The organism is Polaromonas sp. P3_C2 (assembly GCF_056402675.1).
The window spans coordinates 1-9,036 of the sequence record NZ_JBFUGX010000094.1 but is presented as its reverse complement, the minus strand read 5'-3'; the positions used below and the strand labels follow the sequence as shown (position 1 = coordinate 9,036).

General features: G+C 60.6%; 11 protein-coding genes. 3 read left to right on the top strand and 8 right to left on the bottom strand.

The annotated features are described in order from the left end of the window. Positions 1 to 60: 60 nt before the first annotated feature. The 8 genes from rpoH to AC1DWI_RS06205 form a co-directional block, all read right to left on the bottom strand. Entirely contained in the window at positions 61 to 990 is a 930-nt protein-coding gene (gene rpoH, locus AC1DWI_RS06240) for an RNA polymerase sigma factor RpoH (protein WP_477668916.1), read from the bottom strand. A 455-nt stretch (positions 991 to 1,445) separates the two neighbouring features. After that, complete coding sequence (locus AC1DWI_RS06235) at positions 1,446 to 1,739, bottom strand: hypothetical protein (protein WP_457282211.1); 294 nt, start codon at positions 1,737 to 1,739, stop codon at positions 1,446 to 1,448. Positions 1,740 to 1,808: 69 nt separating this feature from the next. Continuing rightward, positions 1,809 to 2,273 carry an Mpo1 family 2-hydroxy fatty acid dioxygenase gene (locus tag AC1DWI_RS06230; protein ID WP_477668297.1) on the bottom strand — a complete coding sequence of 155 codons (465 nt, stop codon included), beginning with the start codon at positions 2,271 to 2,273 and terminating at the stop codon, positions 1,809 to 1,811. A gap of 136 nt (positions 2,274 to 2,409) precedes the next feature. Then, complete coding sequence (locus AC1DWI_RS06225) at positions 2,410 to 3,384, bottom strand: Bug family tripartite tricarboxylate transporter substrate binding protein (protein WP_477724547.1); 975 nt, start codon at positions 3,382 to 3,384, stop codon at positions 2,410 to 2,412. A gap of 26 nt (positions 3,385 to 3,410) precedes the next feature. Next, a complete protein-coding gene (locus tag AC1DWI_RS06220) occupies positions 3,411 to 4,421 on the bottom strand; it encodes an Ldh family oxidoreductase (protein WP_477668295.1) in 1,011 nt (336 codons plus the stop codon). Continuing rightward, on the bottom strand, positions 4,421 to 5,347 hold the full coding sequence (locus AC1DWI_RS06215; RefSeq protein WP_477668294.1) for a hydroxyacid dehydrogenase: 927 nt from the start codon (positions 5,345 to 5,347) through the stop codon (positions 4,421 to 4,423). The genes AC1DWI_RS06220 and AC1DWI_RS06215 overlap by 1 nt, the downstream gene beginning before the upstream one ends. A 12-nt stretch (positions 5,348 to 5,359) precedes the next feature. Continuing rightward, the gene (locus AC1DWI_RS06210; RefSeq protein WP_477724546.1) at positions 5,360 to 6,535 is read right to left on the bottom strand and encodes a UxaA family hydrolase; all 1,176 of its coding nucleotides are present in this window, start codon (positions 6,533 to 6,535) and stop codon (positions 5,360 to 5,362) included. A gap of 111 nt (positions 6,536 to 6,646) precedes the next feature. Continuing rightward, positions 6,647 to 6,928: a UxaA family hydrolase gene (locus AC1DWI_RS06205; protein WP_007862870.1), complete on the bottom strand. Its 282-nt coding sequence runs from the start codon at positions 6,926 to 6,928 to the stop codon at positions 6,647 to 6,649. A gap of 110 nt (positions 6,929 to 7,038) precedes the next feature. Between AC1DWI_RS06205 and AC1DWI_RS06200 the strand changes: the two genes are divergently transcribed. The 3 genes from AC1DWI_RS06200 to AC1DWI_RS06190 form a co-directional block, all read left to right on the top strand. Continuing rightward, the gene (locus AC1DWI_RS06200) at positions 7,039 to 7,839 is read left to right on the top strand and encodes a GntR family transcriptional regulator (protein WP_477671946.1); all 801 of its coding nucleotides are present in this window, start codon (positions 7,039 to 7,041) and stop codon (positions 7,837 to 7,839) included. A gap of 2 nt (positions 7,840 to 7,841) precedes the next feature. Next, positions 7,842 to 8,666, top strand: a complete 825-nt coding sequence (locus AC1DWI_RS06195; RefSeq protein ID WP_477668291.1) for an inositol monophosphatase family protein — start codon at positions 7,842 to 7,844, stop codon at positions 8,664 to 8,666. Positions 8,667 to 8,672: 6 nt separating this feature from the next. Further along, positions 8,673 to 9,036: putative sulfate exporter family transporter (locus tag AC1DWI_RS06190; RefSeq protein WP_477724545.1), on the top strand; the 364-nt coding region annotated here is incomplete at its 3' end.

Here is a 9,036-nt window from a genome sequence, read left to right as displayed (position 1 = left end):
AAAGAAAGAAGCCCGCACATTGCTGTGCGGGCTTTCTTTTAAAACGCGTACCTGCAGGTATTAAGCGTAGGCGGCCAGCACCTTCTTCATTTTCTTCATGGCTGCCACTTCGATCTGGCGAATCCGTTCGGCGCTTACCTTGTACTCGTCGGCCAGGTCGTGCAGCGTCATGCCGCCTGACCCGTCGTCGTTCACCTTGAGCCAGCGCTCTTCTACAATGCGGCGCGACCGTGGGTCGAGATCTTCCAGCGCTGCGGTGATGCCGTCTGAAGCCAGGTTGTCACGCTGGCGCGACTCCATCAGTGCCGTCGGTTCCTGGGTCGCGTCGGCCAGGTAGGCGATCGGGCCAAAGGCGTCTTCGCCGTCGTCGCTCGGGCTTGGGTCCAGCAGCACGTCGCCGCCCGACATACGCTGCTCCATCTCGATGACTTCCTCACGCTTGACGTTCAGCGTCTTGGCCATCGAATCGATCTGGCCTTCGGTCAGCGTGTCGCGGTGTGTCGCCACGTCGGCGTCGTCCTTGAAACCCTGCTTCATCGAGCGCAGGTTGAAAAACAGCTTGCGCTGGGCCTTGGTCGTCGCGACCTTGACCATGCGCCAGTTTTTCAGGATGTACTCATGGATCTCGGCCTTGATCCAGTGCATGGCATAGCTCACCAGGCGCACGTTCTGGTCCGGGTCGAAGCGTTTGACTGCCTTCATCAGGCCGATGTTGCCTTCCTGGATCAGGTCGCCGTGCGGCAGCCCATAACCCAGGTATTTGCGCGAAATCGAGACCACCAGGCGCAAGTGAGAGAGCACTAACTTACCGGCAGCGTCGAGATCGTTGTTTTCCTTGAGATTTTTGGCAAATTCCTGCTCCTGCTCCAGGGTGAGCATGGGGAGACGGTTTACGGCGGAAATATAAGCGTCCAGGTTGCCCAGCGGGGGCACCAGCGACCAGGGGTTGACGGCTGTGGACGCGCCCGATTTCGGCACGACAGCGGTCAGGGAAGCGGGGGAAAGAGCATAAGACACAGCAAGACTCCTTTCGTCTGGTGCTAAATACTAGCACTCTGTTGGAGAGAGTGCTAAGCAATAGGTTCAATGACTCGGATAGCGCAAGGCTAATAAGTGAAAACCCTTGGTATGAGCCGCATTGTGGGCCATTGGTTCAGGGGGATTGGTTTCTGCCTTGTAAATGCGCGGTATCGATTTGTATGGATGCCGCCGTTATCCCAAAGTGGGTACGGTCGCTATCTATTTGATAGCTCCTTGCGCCCGTGTGTATTGGGCTGAAGCCATATTTGATAATGAATTCAAACGGGGTGCACGTCAGTTTTTTGCCAATTTCGGAGAGTGAATATGGCCTTTCATCCAAGCTGGACGGGCGTAAGCAGCTATGAATTTGGTAGCAAATCCATGGTTTTCAGCCGCCAGCCCGCCCAAATCGGAACTCGCAGGTATTACGGCAGGCGCTTGTCGTCACGCACTTCGCGGACTTCCACGTCCACCACGTCGCCGGCACGGGGGCTGGCCGGGTTGCCCTGGGCGGCCCCGCCCGGCCACATGCCTTGGGGCGAATAGCGCTGGAAGCGGCCAAACACCATCGCCGGCGCCGGCTTGCGGCCGGTGACGAGCGACTTCAGGAGGCTCAGCGCCACGACGATCAGGGCCGCGACCAGCAGGCTGACGGCAAACACCGCGGCGAAGATGCCAAACAGGAGCTTGAGGAAGAAACGCAGAATTTTGCTGATCAAGCGAGGTACCCGTGAAAAGGTTTAAACCTTCAAGATGGAGGCCGCCCGGGTGTTTTCAAGCTGGATGAATCACCAGCGTATACCCAGCTTGCCAAACAGCTTGCTCAGCACAAACAGCGGCCCGACCCAGAGGTACTGGATGTCTTCAAAGAAAGAAGGCTTTTTCCCCTCGATCTTGTGGCCGATGAATTGCAGGATCCAGGCGCCCACAAAAATGCCGACACAGATCGGCAATACCAATGGTCCCATGGCGAACACCAGGCCCAGAAACAGCACCGACCAGACCGCCATGGTCATAAAGAACATCGCCGACAAGCGCGCGTAGTAGACCATGCTGGCCGCGACAAACACATACGCGACATAGGGGTGAAGCGCAAACAGCATGCCGACCAGGCTCAGCATGATGAGCGGGATGGCAATGAAATGGATCAGTTCGTTGCGCGGGTTCTGGTGGCTTTCGCCGTAGTGCACCAGCAGCTGGTCAACCTTGCGTGGCCCGGTAACGGTAACGGGAATATCCGCTATGTCGTTCATGTATGTCTCCAGTGGCGGGGATCGCCTCTGGGCGGATTTTCCGCCAGGCCACCAGAACCGGAGTGGTGTTTTACAAAACGTAACGCAGACCGCGAGCGGCCTGCGGACTTTGTGCTTAACCGGGTGTGCTTGCCGATCAGGTCGGTGTGATTTTCGCGGTCTTGATAATCCGGCTCCAGCGGTCTATTTCGCTTTTCAGGAAGCGGCCGAACTCTTCTGAACCCTTTTGTGAGACACGAAAACCTTGCTGCTTGGCGCGCTCTTCCACGTCAGCGCTGTACATGATCTTGATGATCTCGCGCGAGTATCTGTCGACAATGTCATCCGGCGTCTTGGCCGGGAGCATGGCCCCTGTCCAGTTCTCGACAAAGAGGCCAGTCATACCGGCCTCGAAAGCAGTCGGGACATCAGGCACCCCCGGGTGCCGGCCCAGGCTGCAGATCGCGATCGCGCGCAGTTTTCCACCTTTGACGTGAGCGATCGATTCCGGATAGTTGGAAAAAATCACGTCCAGCTGGCCACCGATCAGGTCGACCATCGAGGGCGCGCCGCCGCGGTAGGGCACATGGATCATCTTCGTTTTGTTCAACKCGCAGAACAAAGCCATGGTCAGGTGTGCCGGAGTACCGTTGCCGCTCGAGCCCGCGCTCAGCTGCTTGGTTTTGGACACGGCCATCAGGTCCTTGAAGTCCTTGATGGGACTGGCGGCGGGAACCACGACCAGCATCGGCGAATTGGCCATCAGGGCGACCGGGCGCAGGTCTTTGGTGAAGCTGTAAGCCGCATTCGGATACAGGGATACGTTTGCGGCATGTGTCAACGTGATGGCCAGCAGCGTATTGCCGTCGGGCGCCGATTTGGCGACCTGCTCGGCGCCGATCTGCGCGTTCCCGCCAGCCTTGTTTTCGACAATCACGGGAGTCTTCCACGCCTCGGACAGCTTTTGGGCGACCGTGCGGGCCATCATGTCGGTCAGGCCGCCGGGCGTGAACGGGACCACATATTTGATGGTGCTGCCTGGTTTGGGAAAGGTCTGCTGGGCCAGCCCCAGACCCGGAATGCCCGTCAGGGCTGCACCTGTTGATGCCAATACGATGTCACGACGTTTCATGCCTACTCCTCTTGATTGAATAACTGTTAACCCACTAACTGATCCAACTGCGATTTGAGTGCGTCGGGAATACTGAGTCCCGCTTGTAGTGCTTTCGTTTCGAGTGCGATGCGCCGCGCACCTGCCAGACGTACACCTTCGTCCAGCAGCATTTCGGCGATCACGGTTTCCATGCGTTCAAAGTAAGTGTCTGTGCCTGCAAGCGCGCCCGGGTCGATCAGGATGAAAGCCTGGCCAATTCGCGGCTGATTTCCTTCATCCACAAAAAACGATGATGCCTCAAAAGCAAACTGCGCGCCAATCACGGCTGTCACCAGCAGCTCAACCATCAATGCCAGCATGGAACCTTTGGGGCTGCTCACGGCACCCAGCGGCAGCATGGAGCCCTCCAGAGCCGCCTGTGCGTCCGTTGTGGGCCGGCCTTGCGTGTCCAGCGCCCAGCCCAGCGGAATGGATTTGCCTTCCTTGGCTGCAACCATCACTTTGCCGCGYGCAACTTCGCTCAAAGACAGGTCAATCAACAGTGGATCGGCGTTTCTGCGGGGAAACGCGGCAGCAATCGGGTTGGTTCCAAAGATCGGGTGCTTGCCGCCTGCCGCGGGCATGGCCGCCGGTGCGTTCGCAAAACCAAGGCCTACCAGGCCCGCATCGGTTGCGGGGCGCAGATGATCCACCAATACCCCGCAATGGTGGCTGTTGATCACGCCGACAAAACACACGCCCAGTTCCCGAGCAGTTGCAATCGCTGTGGAGATCGCCAGGTCGCAGGCGGGGAAGGCCAGGCCCTGTTTTGCATCCACCAGCACTGCCGCACCTTTTTTGTGCGCCACGACGGCGACGGCATGGCCATCGGCCCGGCCGTTGCGAAGATGGGTGGCATATTGCGGCACGCGGCTCAAGCCATGCGAAGCGAGCCCTTGCGCTTCGGCGCGAACCAGTGCTCTCGCGGTGGTGGCCGCCATGGCCTCTGCCGCGCCCGCCTTGCGCAGCGCCTGCGTGGCAAGACGTGTTGCTTCTTCAATAGACAGTTGGATCATTACTTCAGGCTCTCCAGCACCTTGTCAGCGATCATGAACGATACGCGTTCATTTGACTGCATGCTGAGACCTGAAATGTGTGGTGTAAGCAACAGGTTGGGGCAGGCTTGCAACCCCGCGCTCGCCGGCAGGGGCTCCACGTCGAATACATCGATGGCCGCACCGCCCAGTTGCCCCGACCGCAGCGCCGCACTGACTGCCGTGATGTCCACGATGTGGCCCCGCGAGGTATTGATCAGCACGGCGCCTTTTTTCATCTGGCCAATGCGTGCCGCGCTGAACAGCCCGCGCGTCGCATCCACCAGGGGCACATGCAATGTGACGGCATCCGCGCTGCTGATGAGGTCGTCAAGGCCGGCGTACTGCACACCGGTCTGCGCGAAAACCGGGGCATCGGGGGCAAGCGCGGGGTCATAGGCAATCACGTGCATGCCCAGGCCACGTGCCAGGCGCGCGGTGGTCTGGCCTATGGAGCCAAAACCGATGATGCCCAACGTTTGTCCGGCAGCTTCACGGCCGTTGCTCAACGCAGCGCGCGGCCACTGGCCGGCTGCCACGGCTTCGGTGGAAGCAAACGCACCGCGCAGCAGCAGCATGGTGCTGGCCACGACGTATTCCGCCACGCTGAGCGCATTGGCGCCCGAGGCGGGAATGACCTTGATGCCCCGGGCTTCGCAGGCCGGCACGTCAATGTTGTCCAGCCCCACGCCGAGCCGGCCCACCACCTTGCAGCGGGCCATCGCGGCGAGCAGCTCGCCACGCACCTGCGTCAGGTTGCGCACGATCAACGCATCGGCTTTGCCCGCCTCGGCCCGCAGGCGGGTGGCGTCGCCCACCAGCTGCGGGTCATAGAGCACGTCGTGTGCCGCTTCAAGCTGCGCCACTGCGCGCTCGTCCATGAATTCACAGATGACAATGCGCGCCATGCTTGCCTTACCTCAAGCGGATTCGAACAGGCGCGTCAAGACGAACTCGCGGTGGCCCAGCGCTTCTGCGGCGGTCAGGCGGCCGTTGGCGGTGCGCAGCATGTTCTCCAGCAGCTTGTCGCCGGCCTGGTCGAGCGTGATCTCGCGCTGCAGCAGCCCGGAGGTGTCCACGTCGATGTGTTCGCTCATCAGGCGCACGGTGCGCGGGTTCGAGCAGATCTTGATCACGGGGACAATCGCATTGCCGATCACGTTGCCCTGGCCGGTGGGGAAGAAGTGCACGGCGTAACCCGAGGCGGCGCACAGGGTCACCATTTCGGCCGCAGCACTGGACGAGTCCATGAACCACAGGCCCGGGTGCGTGGGCATCTCGGCCTTGTCGATGACGCCGTCGACCGTGCAGACCTTGCCGATCTTCTGGATATTGCCCAGCGCTTTTTCCTCGATGGTCGTGAGGCCGCCGGCGATGTTGCCTTTGGTGGGCTGCGAGTCCGACAGGTCGCTGGTCTTGTGGCGGTTGATCATGTCCTGGTAGCGGTTGAACATGAACATGAACTGGTCGCGCACGGCATCGGTGGCACAACGGTCGGCGACGATTTTTTCACCGCCGGTGATCTCGGAGGTTTCACCGAAGCACAGGTAGTTGCCGAGCGGGTGCAGCTTGTCGAAGGCGTTGCCGACGGTGGGATTGGCGCCGCAGCCGGACGTGGTGTCGGACTCGCCGCACTTGGTGGAGACCCAGAGTTCGGAGATGCCGCAGATCTCGCGCTGTTTTTCACTGGCCCATTGCACATACTCACGCGCCGCTTTGGAGGCCTTCATGATGGTCTCATGGTCGCCGTGGCCTTCAATGCCGAAGCCCACCACCGGTTTGCCGGTTTTGGCGATGCCGTCCACCACTTTTTTGGTCCAGCTGTCTTCAATGCCGATCACCACGAYGGCGGCGACATTGGGGTTGCAGCCGGCACCGATCAGGGTGCGAAAGTGCAGCTCCAGGTCGGCACCGAATTGCAGCCGCCCATAGGGGTGCGGAATCGCCATGCAGCCCTTGATGTTGTGTGCCACCGCCTCGGCGGCTGCATTGGAAAGATCGTCCAGCGGCAGGATGATGACGTGGTTGCGCACGCCAACGCGGCCGTTTTCGCGGCGGTAGCCCAGAAATGTGGTGTTTTTATCGATGACTGACATTGCTATGTTCCTAGATGAGTTGTTTGTTCCAGCAATCGACGTGGATCTGGCTTCGCCAGGCCACAGGCGATGCCCCCTCGGGGGGAGGCGGCCGCAGGCTGCTTCGGGGGGTTACCACCTCTTTGTTTTGATGTTATGGACATGGGCGTGCTGGCCGGCCTTGATGTTGGCAACAACCTTGCCCATGTCGATGCCGTACTTCAGCACGGTGTCGCCGACAGCCATGTCCTTGAGGGCCACTTTGTGCCCGATCGGGATGTCCTGCTGGGCCTGCACATTGATCATGCGGTCTTCGTCCATGATCCAGCCGGTCATGGCAGTTCCTGCCTTCACACCTTCCACCACCACAACGGCCACGGTGTCTTTGGCGTCATGCAATACAAAATGAATCATGGGGTCTCCGAATGGCCTGAGTTGAATCGAGTTGCCAGTTTTATGGGCCGGCAACCGCTTGTCAATTTACTCATATATATGACTTGTACGACTCGCCCGTTGGTGTTTCAATGGCGGCCGTGAATGTCAAAAACACATCGGCTCCATTGCGTCCGTTGATGAGCGAAGAGGCCATGCCGCTCTACCGCCAGGTGAAGCGCGAGCTGCAAAAACTCATCGAGGCCGGGCATTACGGCCCGGGTAAACCCTTGCCCAGCGAGGCGAATATTGCCGCGAGCCTGCAGGTGAGCATTGGCACCCTGCGTCATGCCGTTGACGAACTGGTACACGAGCATGTGCTGGTGCGCCGGCAGGGCAAGGGAACTTTTGTGGCGCCGCACAACAATGCCCGCTTCATGTTCCAGTTTTTTCACGTGGAGCCGCACTGGAACTTCGGTGACGACGATGCGGCGCGGGACCGCGACTACCCGGAAATTGACTGCATCGCTTTTGGGCGCGAGCGGGCCACGGAGCAGGAGGCCGCTGCATTGCGCATCAAGATGGGTGAGCCCGTGTTCAGGGCGGAAAACCGCCTCGCCCTGCAGGGCAGGGTGGTCATGCATGACCGGCTGACCATTGCGGCGGCGCTGTTCCGCAACCTCACTGAAAAACGTTTTGTCGAAAGGCCCGGCACGATCTATGCCCTGTACCAGACAGACTTCGGCATCACCGTGCTGCGGGCACAGGAACGTGCACGCGCCGCGGCGGCCGACCGGACCCAGGCGCGCCTGCTGGGGCTGGCGGTGGGCTCTCCGGTGATGGAGGTGCACCGGCTGGCCCTGACGTTCGGCGACAAGCCCGTGGAATACCGGGTCTCCACCATCAATACCCAGGCGCATGACTATGTCAGTGTGCTGTCCAAGAAAGCATGAACATGGACCTTGTTGTGGTGCTGGAGAAAGCCCGGCTCGCGGGCATGGAGGCTGCCGTCCGCATCCGGAAGGCGCATGTAGAACTGCAACCGGTGGATGTCCGCCAGAAGGCCCCMGGTGACTGGGTCACGCGCTTTGACCGCGAAGTGGAAGAGGGCTTGCGCAGCGCGCTGCTGAAGGTCTTGCCGCAGAGCGGCTTTGTCGGTGAAGAAAGCGGCGGCGAATTGACGGAGCAGCCCACCTGGCTGGTTGACCCGATTGATGGCACGGCAAACTTTGCCCGCGGCTACCCCCAGTACGCGGTATCGATTGCACTGTGTTTGGACCGGCAGCCGGTGCTGGGCGTGATCGTGGATCCGTCCCGCCACGAAATTTTTACTGCGGCATCGGGTCTGGGTGCATACCTGAATGGGGAGCGCCTGGCCTGTGCTGCCGCGCGCCCTGCTGCGCAATGCCTGGTTTCGACGGTGTTTCCCAAACCGGGTGCGCCTTTCATGGACGACTACCTGCGTGAATTTGGTGATGTACTGAGAACGTTTGGGCAGGTTCGGCGAAGCGGCTCCATGGCGCTGGAACTGGCTTATGTGGCGGCCGGGCGGGCCGATGCCTTCTGGGAACGCGGCATGGGCGCGTGGGACGCTGCGGCCGGGTTGGTGCTGCTGCGCGAGGCCGGCGCCACGATGCGATCCCTGGACGGCTTGCCCTTGCTGCAAAGCCGGATGCTGGTGGCGGGAAGCCCTACCGGTGCGGCGCTACTGGAAAAAGTTCTCACGCATTACCCCGGTGGTCCAAATCCTCCGTCCCATTCATCCAACAAGTCTGTCTGATATCCCATGATTTTTAAATGGCGCATGGCGCTGGCGTCCCACTTTCCAGGCGTGCTGGTGTGCATGGTGATTGCACTGGCCGCGACTTTCATCTCCGAGCACTATGGCGGCCCCCAACTGCTCTATGCCTTGCTGATCGGCCTGGCGTTCCACTTTCTCAACAGCCACCCCAAGGCGGCCAAGGGCATTGGTTTTTGCGGCCGCGTGGTGCTGCGCGTGGGGGTCGCGCTGCTGGGCGCCCGCATCACGTTTGCGCAAGTGGCCCAACTGGGCGCCGGAACCGCCGTGGTCATCGTGCTGGCGGTTGTATTGACGATTTTGCTGGGCGTGCTGCTGGCGCGCTGGCTGAAGTGTTCGCGTGATGAAGGCC

Excerpts from the sequence above, each read along its gene's own strand:
- AC1DWI_RS06230 (WP_477668297.1), bottom strand. The coding sequence starts at position 2,273 with ATGAACGACATAGCGGATATTCCCGTTACCGTTACCGGGCCACGCAAG.
- AC1DWI_RS06215 (WP_477668294.1), bottom strand. The coding sequence starts at position 5,347 with ATGGCGCGCATTGTCATCTGTGAATTCATGGACGAGCGCGCAGTGGCG.
- AC1DWI_RS06205 (WP_007862870.1), bottom strand. The coding sequence starts at position 6,928 with ATGATTCATTTTGTATTGCATGACGCCAAAGACACCGTGGCCGTTGTG.
- AC1DWI_RS06200 (WP_477671946.1), top strand. The coding sequence starts at position 7,039 with ATGGCGGCCGTGAATGTCAAAAACACATCGGCTCCATTGCGTCCGTTG.